At 63.0% G+C, this 15,868-nt stretch carries 15 protein-coding genes; 3 read left to right on the top strand and 12 right to left on the bottom strand.

The genetic code is table 11. The features are described 5' to 3' along the window. Positions 1 to 21: 21 nt before the first annotated feature. From murF to TM1040_RS14460, 7 genes are all read right to left on the bottom strand, one after another. On the bottom strand, positions 22 to 1,413 hold the full coding sequence (gene murF / locus TM1040_RS14495; RefSeq protein WP_011539344.1) for a UDP-N-acetylmuramoyl-tripeptide--D-alanyl-D-alanine ligase: 1,392 nt from the start codon (positions 1,411 to 1,413) through the stop codon (positions 22 to 24). Next, positions 1,410 to 2,894, bottom strand: coding sequence for a UDP-N-acetylmuramoyl-L-alanyl-D-glutamate--2,6-diaminopimelate ligase (locus TM1040_RS14490; RefSeq protein WP_011539343.1), 1,485 nt, complete (start codon positions 2,892 to 2,894; stop codon positions 1,410 to 1,412). The genes murF and TM1040_RS14490 overlap by 4 nt, the downstream gene beginning before the upstream one ends. Positions 2,895 to 2,908: 14 nt before the next feature. Further along, positions 2,909 to 4,690, bottom strand: coding sequence for a peptidoglycan D,D-transpeptidase FtsI family protein (locus tag TM1040_RS14485; protein ID WP_011539342.1), 1,782 nt, complete (start codon positions 4,688 to 4,690; stop codon positions 2,909 to 2,911). Continuing rightward, positions 4,687 to 5,034 (bottom strand): cell division protein FtsL, encoded by a 348-nt coding sequence (locus TM1040_RS14480; RefSeq protein ID WP_011539341.1) that lies wholly within the window; start codon positions 5,032 to 5,034, stop codon positions 4,687 to 4,689. Before TM1040_RS14480 ends, TM1040_RS14485 begins: the two co-directional genes overlap by 4 nt. After that, positions 5,034 to 6,023: a 16S rRNA (cytosine(1402)-N(4))-methyltransferase RsmH gene (gene rsmH / locus TM1040_RS14475; RefSeq protein ID WP_011539340.1), complete on the bottom strand. Its 990-nt coding sequence runs from the start codon at positions 6,021 to 6,023 to the stop codon at positions 5,034 to 5,036. The genes TM1040_RS14480 and rsmH overlap by 1 nt, the downstream gene beginning before the upstream one ends. Before the next feature lie 3 nt (positions 6,024 to 6,026). Continuing rightward, positions 6,027 to 6,530 carry a division/cell wall cluster transcriptional repressor MraZ gene (gene mraZ / locus TM1040_RS14470; protein ID WP_011539339.1) on the bottom strand — a complete coding sequence of 168 codons (504 nt, stop codon included), beginning with the start codon at positions 6,528 to 6,530 and terminating at the stop codon, positions 6,027 to 6,029. An 804-nt stretch (positions 6,531 to 7,334) separates the two neighbouring features. Then, positions 7,335 to 7,775, bottom strand: a complete 441-nt coding sequence (locus tag TM1040_RS14460; RefSeq protein ID WP_011539336.1) for a hypothetical protein — start codon at positions 7,773 to 7,775, stop codon at positions 7,335 to 7,337. Positions 7,776 to 8,041: 266 nt separating this feature from the next. Between TM1040_RS14460 and TM1040_RS14455 the strand changes: the two genes are divergently transcribed. Continuing rightward, positions 8,042 to 9,106 carry a PAS domain-containing sensor histidine kinase gene (locus tag TM1040_RS14455; RefSeq protein WP_011539335.1) on the top strand — a complete coding sequence of 355 codons (1,065 nt, stop codon included), beginning with the start codon at positions 8,042 to 8,044 and terminating at the stop codon, positions 9,104 to 9,106. Between the two features lie 118 nt (positions 9,107 to 9,224). Here TM1040_RS14455 and TM1040_RS14450 read toward each other — a convergent pair whose 3' ends face one another. Then, on the bottom strand, positions 9,225 to 10,070 hold the full coding sequence (locus TM1040_RS14450) for a dienelactone hydrolase family protein (protein WP_011539334.1): 846 nt from the start codon (positions 10,068 to 10,070) through the stop codon (positions 9,225 to 9,227). A 59-nt stretch (positions 10,071 to 10,129) separates the two neighbouring features. Here TM1040_RS14450 and TM1040_RS14445 point away from each other — a divergent pair, with 59 nt between their 5' ends. After that, a complete protein-coding gene (locus tag TM1040_RS14445) occupies positions 10,130 to 10,627 on the top strand; it encodes a winged helix-turn-helix transcriptional regulator (RefSeq protein WP_011539333.1) in 498 nt (165 codons plus the stop codon). Between the two features lie 165 nt (positions 10,628 to 10,792). On the opposite strand, the gene TM1040_RS14440 is transcribed toward TM1040_RS14445, so the two are convergent. Both TM1040_RS14440 and TM1040_RS14435 read right to left on the bottom strand, forming a co-directional pair. Continuing rightward, complete coding sequence (locus TM1040_RS14440) at positions 10,793 to 11,521, bottom strand: class II aldolase/adducin family protein (protein WP_011539332.1); 729 nt, start codon at positions 11,519 to 11,521, stop codon at positions 10,793 to 10,795. After that, a complete protein-coding gene (locus TM1040_RS14435; RefSeq protein WP_011539331.1) occupies positions 11,518 to 12,666 on the bottom strand; it encodes a TauD/TfdA family dioxygenase in 1,149 nt (382 codons plus the stop codon). Before TM1040_RS14435 ends, TM1040_RS14440 begins: the two co-directional genes overlap by 4 nt. Positions 12,667 to 12,777: 111 nt before the next feature. On the opposite strand from TM1040_RS14435, the gene TM1040_RS14430 reads away from it, so the two are divergent. Continuing rightward, positions 12,778 to 13,668, top strand: coding sequence for a LysR family transcriptional regulator (locus TM1040_RS14430; protein WP_011539330.1), 891 nt, complete (start codon positions 12,778 to 12,780; stop codon positions 13,666 to 13,668). On the opposite strand, the gene TM1040_RS14425 is transcribed toward TM1040_RS14430, so the two are convergent. Beyond that, positions 13,665 to 14,546 carry a LysR substrate-binding domain-containing protein gene (locus tag TM1040_RS14425; RefSeq protein WP_011539329.1) on the bottom strand — a complete coding sequence of 294 codons (882 nt, stop codon included), beginning with the start codon at positions 14,544 to 14,546 and terminating at the stop codon, positions 13,665 to 13,667. The two genes, TM1040_RS14430 and TM1040_RS14425, sit on opposite strands and share 4 nt — an antisense overlap. A 223-nt stretch (positions 14,547 to 14,769) precedes the next feature. Next, positions 14,770 to 15,747, bottom strand: coding sequence for an NAD(P)-dependent oxidoreductase (locus tag TM1040_RS14420; protein ID WP_011539328.1), 978 nt, complete (start codon positions 15,745 to 15,747; stop codon positions 14,770 to 14,772). Between the last annotated feature and the right edge of the window lie 121 nt (positions 15,748 to 15,868).

Below are 15,868 nucleotides of genomic sequence, written 5' to 3'. Positions count from 1 at the left end.
AAGTGGGTCTATCATTACGAGTCACGAAGGTGCGTTGCCTTGACCGATTTCGCGGATCGCGTCAACCACGCGGGCCACCGCCATGGACAGCGACCCCTTCGCCAGTACCACATCGCCCCCTTGGATCTGCGCGGGCAGGGCAGAGGCGGCCTCGGCCGAGGTTTCGACCCAGGTGCCGCGCTTGTTCTCCGGCAAGGCCGCGTAGAGATGTTTCATCAGGGGACCGATGCAATGTACCGCGTCAATCTTTGCCAGCGCCGGATGATCGGCCAGGCCCGCGTGCAGTCGCGCCTCTTCGGGGCCGAGTTCTTTCATATCAGCGAGATAGGCGATGCGGCGCCCCTCGGTGGGGGTCGCGGCAAGAACCGTGAGCGCCGCCCCGATGGATGTGGGGTTGGCGTTATAGGCGTCGTCCAGCACCGTGACGGGACCGGAGGGCAGCCCCACGGTAAAGCGCGCGCCGCGCCCTTTGACCGGCGACCAGCCCTGAAGCCCGGCAAGCGCCAGTTCCAGATCCGCGCCGAGCGCCTCAATGGCGGCCAGCGCGCCCGTGGCGTTCATGGCAAAATGTACGCCAAGCGATTGGATCTCGGCCGAAAATTCACGCTCCGCCTGTACGATCCGCGCGCGCGTGACGTCGCCCGACAGCTGCGCCTCCTGCAGGCAGTAGTCATCACTCGTCTGGCCAAACCAGCGCGTTGCGACGCCCGCATCTTGTGCCACGTCGCGCAGCACCGGGGTTTCCTCAAGATCGGCGTTCAGCACCGCGATGCCGCCGGGTTCCAGCCCTTCGATGATGGCGGCCTTCTCGCGGGCGATCCCCGCCACATCCTCAAAGGCCTCAAGATGTACGGCAGCCACGGTTGTCACCAGCGCCACATGCGGGCGGGCCTGACGCGAGAGCGGCGCGATCTCGCCGGGGTGGTTCATGCCGATTTCGATCACGGCATATTCGGTGTCGGCAGGCATCCGCGCCAGTGTCAGCGGCACGCCCCAGTGGTTGTTGTAGCTTGCGACCGCCGCATGGGTGCGTCCCTGCGGCGTGAGCATCGCGGCGAGCATTTCCTTCGTTGAGGTCTTGCCCACCGATCCTGTCACCGCCACCACGCGCGCCTTTGTGCGGGCGCGACCCGCGCGCCCCAGCGCTTCCAGCGCGGTTTGCACATCCTCCACCAGCAGGAGCGGGGCATCCTCGGCCACGCCTTCGGGGATATGCGACACCAGCGCCGCTCCGGCGCCTTTTTCCAGGGCCTGCGCCACAAAGTCGTGCCCATCGCGGGCCGCCTTGAGCGCCACAAAGAGATCCCCGGGTTCAATAGTGCGGGTGTCGATGGAGATACCGTTCACCTGCCAGTCCGAGGTTGCACGTCCTCCGGTGGCGGCGGCGGCCTCCTGTGCGGTCCAAAGGCTCATACCATTCTCCCGTCAAGGGCGGCGACGGCCATGCTGGCCTGCTCCACGTCGTCAAAGGGCAATACATCGGTGCCGATGGTCTGGCCGCTCTCATGGCCCTTGCCGCAGATGAGGAGCGCATCGCCAGCCTCGAGCATATCGACGCCGCGCAGGATCGCTTCGGCGCGGTCGCCCACATTGAGCGCGTCCGGCGCGCCGCCCATGACGGCCGCGCGAATGGCGGCGGGATCTTCAGAGCGGGGGTTGTCATCGGTGACGATCACCGCATCGGCATTGTCCTGCGCTGCGGCGCCCATCAAGGGGCGTTTGGTTGCATCGCGATCCCCGCCCGCGCCGACGATCGCCACAAGGCGGCCCAGAACATGCGGGCGCAGCGCCTTGATCGCGGTGGCAACCGCGTCGGGGGTGTGGGCGTAATCCACAAACACCGTCGCGCCATTGTCGCGGGTTGCCGCAAGCTGCATCCGCCCGCGCACCGTGCTGAGGTGAGGCAGGGTGTCAAACACCTGCTCGGGGTCCTCGCCGCTGGCAATCGCCAGACCCGCCGCCACCAGCACGTTTTCCGCCTGAAAGCCGCCGATGAGGTTCAACCGCTTGGCAAAGGGGCGGTCGTGCCATGTGAACCGGATGTCCTGCCCGGTGGCATCGACTCGCATACCCATCAGGGCAATGTCACCCAGACCGCGCCCAACCGTAATGATCTCCTGCCCGCGGGCGGCAGCAATGGCGCGCATCTCAGCCCCTTTGGGGTCGGTCATATTGATGACGGCGACGCCATCTTCCGAGAGCACACGACGGAAAAGCCCTGCCTTGGCCGCAAAATAGGCCTCAAAGGTCTCGTGATAGTCGAGGTGATCCTGGGTGAAATTCGTGAAACCCGCCGCCGAGAGCTGTACACCGTCCAGCCGCCGCTGATCCAGCCCATGCGAGGAGGCCTCCATCGCCGCATGGGTGACGCCCGCCTCGGCTGCTGCCGCAAGCGCGCGGTGCAGGGTGATCGGCTCGGGCGTGGTATGCGCCAGCGGATGTGACCATGCGCCCTCGATGCCGGTGGTGCCAAGGTTCACGGCCTTGTGGCCAAGCTCGGTCCAGATCATGCGCAGGAAGGTCGACACGGAGGTCTTGCCATTGGTGCCTGTCACGGCTGCCATCACCGGGGGCTGGGCGCCAAACCAGAGCGCCGCTGCACCCGAGAGCGCCTGCCGCGGGTCTTCGGCCACCACAAGGGCTGCGCCCGCTGCGGCAATGGCCTCGCCTGCGATCTCGGCGCCCTTGGCGTCGGTCAGAATGGCCACCGCGCCCTGATCGAGCACCTGTTCGACAAAGGTTGCACCATGCACGCGCGTGCCGGGCAGGGCGGCAAAAACAAAACCCTCGCCAACCTCGCGGCTGTCCACCGCAAGCCCCGTGATCTGCGGGTCCAGGCCCGCTCTTGCGGTCAGTCCCAACTGGCTGAGCTTGAGCGCTGGTCTCTGTGTCATGGCGTCCCCACCTGTTAGTTTGAGGTGAGGGTTACACCAGAGATACGGGCAGGTTCAATCTGTGGTCTGAGCCCAAGGAGCGGCGCAAGGCGCGCGATCATCTCGGCGGCGACGGGCGCGGCGGTCCAGCCGGCGGTGCGGCGGTCCTCGCCATAGGCGATGATCTCGGGTTCATCCAGGGTCACGATCAGCACATATTTCGGCGCATCCGTGGGGAAAACGGCGGCAAAGGTCGCGATCACCTTGTCTTCGTAATAGCCGCCACGGGGCTTGGGCTTGTCAGCGGTGCCGGTCTTGCCGCCCACGCTGTAGCCTTCGACCTCGGCCATGGAGGCAGAGCCGCTGCTCACCACCCTGCGCAGCATCTCGAGTGAAGCCTCGGCAACCTCTTTGCTGAGCACGCGCTCCCCGAGGCGGGGGCCGGTCTGCTTAAGGATCGTGGGTTTCACGAGCCGGCCGCCATTGGCAATGGCCGCATAGCCCGCCGCCAGATGCATCGGCGTGGTTGAAATCCCGTGACCATAGGAAATGGTCATGGTCGACAGCTCCGACCAGTTTCTCGGCAAGAGCGGCTGGCCGCCCGACGCTTCGACGATCTCAAACGGGGTCGGCTCCAACATGCCAAGCTCTCCGAGGAAGGCGCGCTGGCGTTCGGCTCCGATCTGCTGCGCGAGCCGCGCGGTCCCGATGTTGGAGGACTTTTCGATGATGCGCGAGACGGTCATCTCGTTGCCGTAGTTGCGAAAATCCCGGATGGAGAATTTGCCCCAGCGCAATGGGCCGCGGGTGTCGATCACGGTTTCCGGGTTCACAAGGCCAAGCTCGATGGCCTGAGCCGCGGCAAAGATCTTGAAGGTCGAGCCAAGCTCATAGACGCCCTGAACGGCACGGTTGAAGAGCGGGCTTTCGGACGGGTCAAAGCCCGAGGTGGGCGGGCGTGGGCGCTCGTTGGGATCAAAATCGGGCAGCGAGGCCACCGAGATCACCTCGCCGGTGTGTACATCCATCAGGATCGAGGTTGCGCCCTTGGCGTTCATCAGCTTCATGCCGCCATAGAGTACTTCTTCGGTGGCGTGCTGCACCGAGAGATCGAGGCTCAATTCCAGCGGCTTGCCGCCATTGGCCGGGTCACGCAGGTAGTCATCGAACTGTTTTTCCACGCCTGCAACACCGATCACCTCGGCGGCGTTCACGCCTTCCTTGCCAAAAGAGGCCCCACCCAGCACATGTGCGGCGAGCTTGCCGTTGGGGTAAAGGCGCATCTCGCGCGGGCCAAACATCAGGCCGGGATCGCCGATGTCATGCACCGCCTGCATTTGCTCGGGGCTGATTTTCTTCTTGATCCAGAGGAACTTGCGGCTTCCTGTGAAATCCTTGACCAGACGCTCGTGATCGAGATCCGGAAAGATCGAGACCAGTTTTTCCGCCGCCACCAGCGGCTCCACCATCTGCGGCGGCTGGGCATAGAGCGAGAAGGTCTCGAAATTGGTGGCGAGGATGCGGCCTTCGCGGTCAACGATGTCGGCGCGCTGGTTGGCGATGGCGCTGCCGCTCACGGAAACGGGCTCTGCCGGCTCCGAGGTGGCCATCATCGCCATCCGTCCGCCGATCGCCACATAGGCGCAGACAAAAAAGGCCGCGAGCACCAGAAGACGCCCCTCGGCGCGGGTGCGGGCACGGGCTTCCATCTCGCTGTGGCGCTGGGCGAGGTTTTCGCGCTCGATGAGGTCGGGGTTCTCGCCGCGCGCGCGGGCGGGCAGGATGCGGGCGAGGGGGCGCAGGGGCGTGCGGATCATTGATCGGCCTCCTGTCCATAAGAGGAGACCTCGACGCCTTCTTCGATCACCAGACCCGAGGGCGGAAAGGACACCTCGTCCACGCGTCCAAATTGTTCCGGGCGCAGTGGCAGCAGGCCAAGGCGCTCAAAGTTGAGCTCGGCCAGGTCCCGCAAACGGTCGGGACGGTTGAGATAGGCCCATTCGGCGCGCAGCACGCTCAGGCGCACCTGCGCATCGGCGATGTCACTGCGCAGGACGCGGGTTTCCTTGAGCACCTGCTGGGTGGCGTAATTCTCGCGGTAGGCCCAGAACGCCAGACCAAAGACCGCGAGGATCGTCATCATATAGGCGAGGGTTCTCATCAGCGCGTCTCTTTCAACTGCGGCATGCTCAGTTCCTTGGCGGTGATCTCCACCGGAGCGGCATCGGTGCGCCGCCCCACCCGCAAGAGCGCCGAGCGCGAACGCGGGTTTTGCGCCAGCTCGTCCTTGTCGGGGCCAACGGCCTTGCGGGTCACAAGCTCAAACTGGCTGGGCTGCTCTTCCATCGCGGGCGCATATCGGTTGGCATTTCCGGTCTTGTTTGCGCGGTGCTGAAAGAAGCGTTTGACCATACGGTCTTCGACCGAATGGAAGGTCACCACGGCCAGGAGCCCACCGGGTTTGAGCGCGCGTTCGGCGGCCAGAAGCCCACCCATCAGCTCTTCATACTCGCCATTCACCGCGATGCGCAGCGCCTGAAAGCTGCGGGTCGCCGGGTGAGACTGGCCGGGTTTGGGGCGGGGCAGGCAGCCCTCGATGATTTCGGCCAGACGCAATGTGGTGGTGATCGGCTCCTGCGCGCGTTCCTTCACGATGGCCTTGGCGATCCGGCGCGAGGCGCGCTCTTCACCAAAACTGTAAAGAACATCAGCGAGTTGCACTTCGCTGAGCTCGGCCACCAGATCCGCCGCTGAGGGGCCATCTTGCGACATGCGCATATCGAGCGGACCCTCCTTCATGAAGGAAAAGCCGCGCTCCGCCAGATCCAGCTGCATCGACGACACCCCAAGGTCCAGCACCACGCCATCGAGTTCCTGCGCGTATTCATCCATGCGCGAGAACACGCCCTGCTGCAGCACCAGCCGGTCGCCATACTCTGCCGCCCACGGCTGCGCCATCTCAAACGCCAGCGGATCACGGTCGACGCCGATGACCTGATCGGCCCCCGCAGCCAGAAGGCCCTTGGTATAGCCGCCCGCGCCAAAGGTGCCATCGAGCCAGCGGCCCGTGACCGGCGCCACCGCTGCAAGGAGCGGCTTCAGCAGGACAGGAATGTGGGGACCGGAGGGGGCAGCGGTGCGGTCCGTCATATCTTATGCGCCTCCGGCGCCGTCTAGGAATTCAAGGGGATCGAAGTCATCCGGCAGCTCGTCCATCAGCTTCTCGGCCTCGGCCATCTCGACCTCTTCGTAGGTCTCCGGCTTCCAGATCTGGAAAGTGTCCCCGGACGCAATAAAGAAGGCCTCTTTGTCGAGGTCGATCTTCTGGCGCAGTTTGGCCGGAAGCACAAGGCGGCCCGTCTCATCCACCGTGGTCGGCAGGGACTGGCCGTTGAAGATGCGTTCGAGGATCTTGCGGCCCTTGGAGCCACGGGGCAGGGCGGCGATCTTGGCGTCCACTTCCTCGATGGCTTCCATTGTGTAGCATTCGAGGTACTGACGGCGGTGATCGCCATAAACGATCACCAGTTCGGGCGCGTCACCGGGCTGCCAGTTCGGGTCGGAGGCTTCCAGCACACGGCGAAAGGAAGCTGGGATAGACACCCGCCCCTTGCTGTCCACCTTGTGGTGGCTCTCGCCTCTGAACCTGCGACCCAATGTGCCGCCCTTTCTCGCGTCCCGCGTTTTCCCCGGTTCCTCCTGAACGCGGGGCCTGAAACCAAAAGGGGCGAGTTGATCCGCTGCCACTGATCAACCCGCCGCCTTGACCCGCCTTGCGGGGTGTCCGACTGCGCGCGCCACCTGGGGGGATGTCTGCTCGCTCGCGCGCCGGATCTCTCTTTTTGATGAAAGCGAAGGCCTGTATGAAACCTGCCGTATTGTGACGTTGGGGTCGTTTTGTGCCCCGTGCTCTTCGTGTTCATCTGATGAAATATGGATACTATGGGAAAGCATGGTACCGCAAGGGATTTTTAAGGATGTTGCGGGGGTGCTGGGTCTCTGAGCGCTTGCGGATGACAGGCTTTCTGCGCATTTCGAGGGCGTATGTCGCCCGATGTAGTGTTTGCGTGGTGATATGCTTCTATATCTATGGCTTCTTGTGGCGTCAGAAAACTTCCCCTATTTTCCCGCGATTCTTGGGGTACGCTTTGTTGGCGCGGTATTTGTTTTTGTTTTGTTCTGGTTTGGGGTGGGTTTTTGGGCGGTCATTCCCAAAAGTAATCCGCATGAAAGTGATTCGTTTTCCCAAAATCCCGCCTAGGTGCCATGCTTTCCCATATGTCCCATGAATTCCCACGGTGGGGGCGGTTGTGTTTGCGAACGTGGATGTAGCTGTTGTAGCGTGACGGACTTTTTTGCAGTGATTTACAGACTTTTTTACAGCAACCAGTTTTTGGGTTGAGGCGGGATTGAAGGGGCGTTTAAGCCCCTTCAAAGGGTTGCTTCAAGCGAGGGCCTTTTTCAGATCAAGGTACGCGCGTGCCGCAGCCATTGGCACCACCCCGTTACCGGCTGCAGCGGATCGGTCCAGCCCGAAGGCCACCCCATCATCCAGTCCGTGAAGGCAGGGTTTAAGGTTAGGGGATGATCCGAGTATTTCTCCCCATTCAGCAAAATCACCCGGAAGCGGTGGGAAGACCGGAACCGCTGAGGGGTCCAACCCGCCGCCATCATCAAGTCCCACATGAGCGTCCAGGCGGTTGCGGCGGTCTTGATCCCGATCTGTGAGCCGGTCTGGTTCTGATCGGTCTTGAACTGGATCCCCTCCGGGCCCCCAGCGATGCAAGCGCGATTGCCTGAGCTCTTGAACGTCGGCGTGGGCCAGAATGAACAGCCTTCACGGGTATGCGTCCCGCCGACTTCCGCCGCTGATAAGACGCGCGCTGCAACCCGGTAGCCCATTGCCTGAAGATCTCGGGTGACGTCTTGGAGGTCAGTGTCGCCGGATCGCGGGCGATGGTCTCGCCAGCGGTTCTTCTGCTAGTGGTCAACCGCAACCCCGCCGGTGCGCGTCACATGGCAGAGAGTCACCTTTTCTTAGGTATGATCGCCTATCGTGATCGGTGCGAGACGTTGTGCGTCTGTGTTTTTGGTTACCAAAAGACGCGCCTCACACCCTGGGGCACGGCCTCCTCGCTGGCGTTGGTTTTGAAGGAGGACATCTGCCCATGTCTCTCGAACAGAAACGCCTGCTCGATCAGGTGGAGCAGGCTGTCTTTGTCCTAGAGCCGGATGCCGAGGGGATTCCGCGCTATACCGCATTCAACAGATATGCGCTTGGTCATATCCAGCGACGCGAAGCGGAGGTCCTGGGGCTGACGATACGGGATCTCTTTCCGGGGCGCTATGGCGAGACCATCTATGGCCACCATCTTCGGGTGCTGCGCGAGGGCAGGCCGTTTACCTATCAGGCGCATCTGCCGCTCCACGGCGCAGAGCATCGGATCGAGGTCACATTGCGTCCCTGTCTCGACGATTTCGGTCGTGTGACGCATATCGTTGGCACCACCAAGGATATTTCCGGCCTTGGACACCTTCAAAACCTGCAGCTCGGGGCCGAAATGTTTCATGCCGAGATCGAGGATTTCGTCAGCCTCGCAGCCCATGATCTTCGCACGCCGATGCGCCATGTCAGAACGATTGCCGAGATGCTGCGCGAAGATTTTGAAGACATGGGCGATGGCAAGCTCGAACTGATCGACATGCTGGAACAGATCGGCACGCGGGCAACGCAACTTATCTCTGACATTCTGGCCCATGCGCAGGCGACCACCACGCAATCGGACGTGCGGGCGTTCTCCTTTCGCGATCTGGTGAACGAGGTGCTTGCCCTGCTCGACCCGATGGGGCGCTGTGTGTGCAACATCAGCGGCGATCAGGTGGTAGGCGATCGGGCGGCCACGCTTATTGTTCTGCGCAATCTGATCGACAACGCGTTGAAATACGGTCGTAGGGCAGACGGCAGCCCCTTGCATGTGGACATTAGCCTCTCGGCCGAACCGGATGATTTCTATGCCGTCGAAGTGAAGGACAATGGCCCCGGCCTGCGTGATCCTGCCGCGCTGCTCCTGAATACCGGGACCCTGCGCACCGATGGTGGCTTTGGTCTGCTGGGGGTTCACCGACTGGTGAGGGCGCGCGGCGGAACGATTGACGCGCGCAACAATGAAGACCAGCCCGGTGCGGTGATCCGCTTTACCCTGCCGGGGCATCTGCCGTCCGCTGCTGCTTGAGGTCGAGGTCTCGTTCCAGATCGCTGGCCCCAAAGGTTGCGCCGGGCGAATTGGGCGTGTCATACCGGCACGGTGTTTTGCACGCCCGGTGTCAGCGGGGCTGTGGGTCAGCGGGGCATCAGGGGTGCAACCGGCTGCGCAGAAACGCGATAATCTCCTCGACGGCCTTGACGGTTTCTGTTCCGGCTGCATCGATCAGGTGCTGTGTGACAACCGAATGCGGTGTTGGCACATGGGCGTTGAAGAAGGGCGCGGGAGACGGATTGGCGGCGCTGTCGGGCAGGGTTTTCTCCGTGAGGCGGTCCCCAAACCGGTCGAAATAGGCCGCGAGCCGCTCCGCGCGGCAGAAGCTGTCCCCTTCGAACCGGTAGAGCTGTGCGGTCAGATCGTCCTGATCCATGCGTGCGCGGACGGCGGCGGCTTCTTCGTCACTCATGGCAATGGCGCCCGGATCGTCAAGCGGGAGCGATGGCTGGCAGAGCACGGGGGCCTGCATGGCGGGTTCGATCATCATCGAGAGCGCGAAGTTTCCAGTGAGGCACATGCCAACGGCGCCGACGCCGATACCGCCACAGGCCTCATGAGCCTCGCTGGCGAGGGCGCGCAGCCATGCCACAACCGGGCTGGTGCCCATCCCCGCCATGACCCGAAACTCGCGCGAGATGCAGACTCGTTTAAAGACCTCTGCGCCTTCGTCGGCCTGTGCGACGGCGCCATCGCGCCCAAAAAGCGAGGGCATGTAGACGGTGAAGCCGGCCTCCCTGACCCATCGCGCAAAGCGGGCCACTTGCGGCGAGATCCCCGGCAGCTCGTGCATCACGATCACCGCGGGACCCGCGCCCGCCACATAGACCGTCTTGGTGAGGCCGAGAAGCGCGACCTCGCGGCGCTCGAAATCCTCAAGCGGGTCATCCTGGTCGATGGGGCGCGCGGCGGGCGTGGCGGGGATGAAGCGGGTGGTCATATGGGGCTCCTCGGTCTAAATTATGTACTCAGATTGTCGCGTAGAGAGCCTAAGTCCATATGTCAAACTCAGATGTGCCTCCTCCCGCCAGCCAGACACCCGTGGTCGACCCTTCTGTGCGTGCGCGCGCACCCGTTCGGATGGACCGCTGTGGTCTCGCGCAGGCCGCGGACATCCTGGGCGATCGCTGGACGCTGTTGATCCTGCGCGAGGCGTTTTATGGCGTGGTGCGCTTTGCCGATATGCAGGAAGACATCGGAGTGCCGCGCTCGATCCTGTCAAACCGTCTTGCCAAGCTGGTCGAGGCTGGTTTGCTCTGCCGGTTCGAGTATCGCGAGAACGGGGCGCGGGCGCGGCATGGCTACCGGCTGACGGAGCGCGGTCGCGATCTCGCGCTGACGTTCCTGGCGATGAAACAATGGTGGGATACAGAGCAAAGCACCACGCCGTCGGTGCATTTTGCGCCAAAGGGCAAGACCGGTGCAGTGCGCGTCGCGCTGCTTGATGAGGACGGTCAGGAGGTCGATCCCGAAACCCTGCGGGTGGTGATGGGCTGATAGCACTGAGCGAATATTCGGCAGTTTGGACAGGGCGCGCGGGGTCGGGGGCCCAGTGTGCGCTGCGCGCGGCATTCGTTAAAACGCCTGCCCGGCAGAAATTGCGGCGGGGCAGGCGCGCTCCGTTCAGTTTTGCCAAGGCGAGGCGAGGCCCTTTGGGTCAGGTCAGCCGGGCAGGGGCGGCAACCTGCTGCGCAGATAGGCAAAATGTTTGGCCGCCATCCCCTGATAGGCGCGCCAGCCATCGGCGGTGTTCTGGGCCACAGCATCCGTGAGGACCGCGAGGCGTGCCCCGGTGGAGCGGGCGAGAATCAGTGTTTGCGCAGCCTTTTCAAAGAAGTAGAGATCCTCGAACGCCTCTGCCACGGTGTCGCCCACGATGCTGACCCCGTGATTTCCCATCACCAGCACGGATTTGTCGCCAAGCGCCTCCGCCAGGCGTTCGCCTTCCTCGGTGGCATCCGCAATGCCGCCAAAGGACATGTCATAGGCGGTGCGCCCGTAAAAGCGGGCGGTATTGTTGTCGATTGGAACCATGGTGGGATCCTCGAGGCAGGCCAGCGCCGTTGCATAGGGCGAATGGGCATGCAGCACCACGCGCGCATCGGGCAGGCGGCGGTGCAGAGTGCCATGCACGCACCAGGCCGAGGCATCGACATCGGGGGGCGTCTCTGCGGTGCGGCTGTCCAAAAGCAGCAGATCCTCGGGCGCGATGGTGTCGAAGTGCTGCCACTTGGCGTTGAGCAGGAATGACTGCCCGTCAGCGGAGACGGCCGCGCTGAAGTGGTTGCCGACACTTTCGGACCAGCCCAGCATGTGACAGATCCGAAAGGCATCTGCGAGATCGGTCCGCAACTGGGCCTCGGCATCGGGGAGGGCGCGTGTGAGGGTCATGCCTTGAACCGTCCTTCGCTGACCAATGCACGATAGGTGGAGCGCATCTCGGAGCGATCCACGTAGCAGCCGCGCAGATACCGGTCACCACTGGAGGCGGTATAGGCGGCGCGGCCATGCACGATGCGATGGTTGTCAAAGACCATGCATTCACCGCCCTTCATCAAAAAGCGCATCATGTATTTCTCTTCCTGCAGCATCCGACCAAAGCGGCAGAACGCGGGGTAGTAGTCATCGAGCAGTTTCTGATCGAGGTCGAAAATATCGGCCATATGCTGACTGATCGTGAGCCCCTCGACTTCGCCGTGTTGATCCAGCTCGATCACATATTGGCGCGAGCGCGCATCATAAGTGTCGTGTTCGCAGTAAAACGGGATCGGCACTTCGCTGAGAAGCCTGAAGCCCTCTGGGTCGCGCTTGCGAAAGTCATTGGCCACCGCCACCCCATCGGCATAGAGGCTCTCGCCACCGTCAACCGTGTTGATGCGGCAATGGAGGAACTGGATACCCGGCGCAAATTCCTCGGCCGGGGTGTCGGTGTGCAGCTCTAGTGCGCCCGCAGTATAGGCGGTATTGGTGGGGTTGATGTGGGTTTTGACATCAAAATAGGTGCCAAAGAAGGTGGGCCGCACAAAGCCCATGAGCTCTGCCGTCTGGGTGAGCGCCGCATCGCTGTCGGGCATGTCGGTCACGATCGTGAAACCATGCACCAGCATCGCCTCGATCCATTTGGCGCGGGTCGCGTCATCCGAGACCAGATCGGGCTGCGAGAACCGCGGCACCGATGGGTAGTGATCGCCAAACCAGGCCACGCGCGACAGATCGGCTGGGTCGGGGCGGCGCTGCCCACCCGCATAGGCATTGAGCCAAGAGAGCGGCATGCGGGTGATGTGGTCTTCGTCCTGCCAGTCGATCACCAGCGCGTCCCCGTCAATCTCGGCCGTTCTTGCGCGTGGGGCGGTCTCCAGATGAAAGATGTCAAAGCTGCGCTCGCGGGTCATGGCGCTAAAGGAGCTGGGGCAGTTGTCGCGCAGCCAGTAGTAATTGAAATAATGGGTCGCGCCGTCGGCCAGGGTAATATCGAGACCTTTGTCACCAAGGCCCGCAATGGTCGCAACCGTGGGGGGAGAGCTGAGATCATTCATGGCTGGATTGCCTTTCCTGAGGAGTGTCTTTGCCGCAGTATTTCACCACGGGAGGGCTTGACGACAGCCTGTTTCGGGTGAAGATAACTTAATCTAAGGATTAAGTTAGAGATGGATCATCTACCCCCTTTGCGCCTGCTTGTGACCTTTGAGGCGATCTCGCGTCACGGGTCGATGCGCGATGCTGCGCAGCGGCTCAATGTGACCCAACCGGCGGTCAGTCAGGCGCTCAAGGCGCTGGAGGATCACGTGGGCGTGGCGCTCTTTGATCGCAGTGTGCGCCCGGCGCGTCTGACCGACGCCGGAGAGATGCTCTCGCGGGCGGTACGCGAGGGGCTTGGCCGGATTGCGGCCACGCTCGAAGACATCCGTGCCCTGCATGCCATTGGCGAACGGCAGGTAACGGTTTCATGCACATTGGGCATGGCGACCTATTGGTTGATGCCGAAATTGCCAATGTTTTATGCGGACTACCCGGAGCTTACGGTCAACGTGCAAGCCCCGGCAACCGATCTTCCGGTGCTGAGCCCAGGGATAGATGTGGCGCTTCGCTATGGCCGGGGCGGCTGGCGCGAAGGGCGCACGGAGAAGCTCTTTGCTGAGGTGATCTGCCCGGTTGGCGCGCCGGCACTGGTGGAGCGCCTTCTTGCGGAGGGCGCCACATTGGCTGAGGCGCCGTTGATCCATGTGCGCAATCCGCACAATGACCACTGGGCGGGTTGGGAAGATTATCTTCAGGCTCGCGGTATTCAGCGTCCGCGCGGGGGCGGACAGATCTTTAACAATTACGTCCAGGCGGCGCAGGCGATCTATGATGGGCGCGGGCTTATGCTGGGCTGGCGCTCGATCACCGGTCAGGCGGAACGCGACGGCGCCCTCCGGGCCTGGCCCGATGGCGCGCTGGATCTCGGGACGAGCTATTTTGTCACCATGCCCACGACGCCCTCGCAGGACACGCTTCTGTTTGTCGATTGGGTCCGCAAGGCGGCCGCGACCGTCTAGAGCCTCTGCGTCAGCAGCCAGTCCACAAGTTTGCGCAGACCCGGGTTTTCCCTCAGGTCGTCGCGCTCGACCAGAACAAAGCTCTCCTGCATCGGCAGGCTCAGATCAAAAGGCGCAACCAGGCGTCCCTCGCTGAGCGCCTGACGGGCGAAACTGCGCGAAATCAGGGCGCAGCCGCGCCCCGCCGACAGGATCTGCAGGGCGATCAGCGAGGAATCGGCCTTCATCCAGTGTCGCGGGCGCGGCGTATCGATCCCGCAGAGCCGCAGATAGCGGTCCCAATCGGTCTCGGAGCCCACGATCTGCACAATGTCCGCTGCCCCGAGCCATGCCGGATCAAGCGCGCTGCCAAGCTGCGCGGCATAGTCCGGGTGGCAGACCAACGTGGCCTCTTCGACCGGAAGCGGGTGGACGTTTTGCTCCGGCCAGCAGGCGGCGCCGTAGCGAATATCGAGATCCACCCCGGCGCCCTCCATCCGATCCGACCAAACTGCGGTCGAGAGTTCGACGTCGATGTCGGGATGGATTTCGGCGAAGTCGCGCAGGAGCGGTGCCAGGATCAGCGCCGCAAAGCTGATCGAGCAGCGCACGCGCAGCACGGATTTGCTCTGAACCCGAAACAGCCCATCCGTGGCTTCTTGCATCTGCACAAACGACTTGCGCACCGGGATCGCATAGGCCTGGCCAATGTCGGTCAGCTCTACCCCTTTGGGCAGGCGTTTGAAGAGCTGAAACCCGAGGTGGTGTTCGAGCTGCCGGATTTGCTGGCTCACTGCGGCGGGGGTCAGGTGCAACTCTTCGGCTGCGGCGCTGAAGGAACTGTGACGGGCGGCGGCCTCGAAGGAGCGAAGCCAGGTGACATGGGGCAGCCTGCGCATGGGGGCTCCGGTTGTTGTTTGCGCCCATCATGGGCGCGCGCCTGACACGCGACAAGCCCAAATGAGACAACAGAAATCAACTCGGTCGACTGGCACAAGGCCGCGCCCACCCCGCGCTGCACAGGATCACGCGCGAGGACTTTAGAAGGGCGTGCCGGGAGGGCTCCGCACGTTTTCAGACACGCGCCACGATGGATGGGTTGAGCCCCAACAGAGAGGTGCGCTACCCGGCTGGCGCCTTGGCGAGCGGGGCGGAGAGTCCGGTTGGCACAACCTCATACCCCGGTTCTTCGGGCTCATCATCGACCATTTCCGCAGGAAAGCCCGGTGCGGTGATCGACAGCCCCGTGGCCTCTTCGAGGCGGCGGATGATATTTGGGGAGAGCTCGCGTTCGCCAAACCTGGCGATCCCATCGGTGAAGATCTCCACCAGCAGCGGGCTGATTTCCAGTGGCACCCCATGGGCGTCGGCGATGGTCTGGAACAGGCTGATGTCCTTTTTCACCAGATCCATCGTGAATGAGATGTCGCGCGACCCGTTCAGGATCACCTGGCTTTCGGTTTCATGCACGAAGGAGGTCCCGGAGGAGATCTTCATCGCTTCATAGGTGGTATTGAGATCAATGCCCGCGGCCTTCATCGTCACCAGCGCCTCGCAACAGGTCAGCAGGTTCGCCGTCGCAAGATAGTTGGTCATCACCTTGAGAATGGAGGCGCTGCCGATGTCGCCGGTGTGCAGCACGCGTCGCCCGAGGGTCGTCAGGGTCGGCAGCATGCGTTCGAATGTCGCGCGGTCGCAGCCTGCAAAAATCGAGATATTGCCGGTGTCGGCGCGATGACAGCCACCAGACACGGGGCATTCCATCGCACTGCCGCCCCGTTCAGAGACAAGGGCCGCCAGCCGTTTGACCTCGGCGGCGTCGGTGGTCGACATCTCCATCCAGATCTTGGAGCTGTCCACTGCGGGCAGCATCTCCTCGACCACGGTGGCGCAGGCGGCGGGCGAGGGCAGGCAGGTGATGACGGCGTCGCAGGCCCGCATGATCGCCAAGGGCCCGGTGCCGGGCTGCGCGCCTTTTTCGACGTATTCCGCAACCAGATCAGGGTTGAGATCATAGACCGTGAGATCAAAGCCGTTGCGCAGCAGGCTGCCAGCAAGCTTGCCCCCCACATTGCCGAGGCCGATAAAGCCGATTTTCATATCGCGTGTCCTTTTGAGGGCTCTTTGCCTCACATTGCCCGGGGCGCGCGCTGGGGTGAAACAACGGCTGTTGGGCCTAAGGGGGGGCTGGCGTTGCAGCTGGCGCATCGGGGCGGTGGAG

It is taken from the genome of Ruegeria sp. TM1040 (assembly GCF_000014065.1).
GTDB lineage: Bacteria > Pseudomonadota > Alphaproteobacteria > Rhodobacterales > Rhodobacteraceae > Epibacterium.
Note: the sequence above shows the minus strand (reverse complement) of the source record. Positions and strands in the feature narration are given on the sequence as shown.

Excerpts from the sequence above, each read along its gene's own strand:
- murF (WP_011539344.1), bottom strand. The coding sequence starts at position 1,413 with ATGAGCCTTTGGACCGCACAGGAGGCCGCCGCCGCCACCGGAGGACGT.
- TM1040_RS14490 (WP_011539343.1), bottom strand. The coding sequence starts at position 2,894 with ATGACACAGAGACCAGCGCTCAAGCTCAGCCAGTTGGGACTGACCGCA.
- TM1040_RS14485 (WP_011539342.1), bottom strand. The coding sequence starts at position 4,690 with ATGATCCGCACGCCCCTGCGCCCCCTCGCCCGCATCCTGCCCGCCCGC.
- TM1040_RS14480 (WP_011539341.1), bottom strand. The coding sequence starts at position 5,034 with ATGAGAACCCTCGCCTATATGATGACGATCCTCGCGGTCTTTGGTCTG.
- rsmH (WP_011539340.1), bottom strand. The coding sequence starts at position 6,023 with ATGACGGACCGCACCGCTGCCCCCTCCGGTCCCCACATTCCTGTCCTG.
- TM1040_RS14460 (WP_011539336.1), bottom strand. The coding sequence starts at position 7,775 with ATGGGCTACCGGGTTGCAGCGCGCGTCTTATCAGCGGCGGAAGTCGGC.
- TM1040_RS14455 (WP_011539335.1), top strand. The coding sequence starts at position 8,042 with ATGTCTCTCGAACAGAAACGCCTGCTCGATCAGGTGGAGCAGGCTGTC.
- TM1040_RS14450 (WP_011539334.1), bottom strand. The coding sequence starts at position 10,070 with ATGACCACCCGCTTCATCCCCGCCACGCCCGCCGCGCGCCCCATCGAC.
- TM1040_RS14445 (WP_011539333.1), top strand. The coding sequence starts at position 10,130 with ATGTCAAACTCAGATGTGCCTCCTCCCGCCAGCCAGACACCCGTGGTC.
- TM1040_RS14440 (WP_011539332.1), bottom strand. The coding sequence starts at position 11,521 with ATGACCCTCACACGCGCCCTCCCCGATGCCGAGGCCCAGTTGCGGACC.
- TM1040_RS14435 (WP_011539331.1), bottom strand. The coding sequence starts at position 12,666 with ATGAATGATCTCAGCTCTCCCCCCACGGTTGCGACCATTGCGGGCCTT.
- TM1040_RS14430 (WP_011539330.1), top strand. The coding sequence starts at position 12,778 with ATGGATCATCTACCCCCTTTGCGCCTGCTTGTGACCTTTGAGGCGATC.
- TM1040_RS14425 (WP_011539329.1), bottom strand. The coding sequence starts at position 14,546 with ATGCGCAGGCTGCCCCATGTCACCTGGCTTCGCTCCTTCGAGGCCGCC.
- TM1040_RS14420 (WP_011539328.1), bottom strand. The coding sequence starts at position 15,747 with ATGAAAATCGGCTTTATCGGCCTCGGCAATGTGGGGGGCAAGCTTGCT.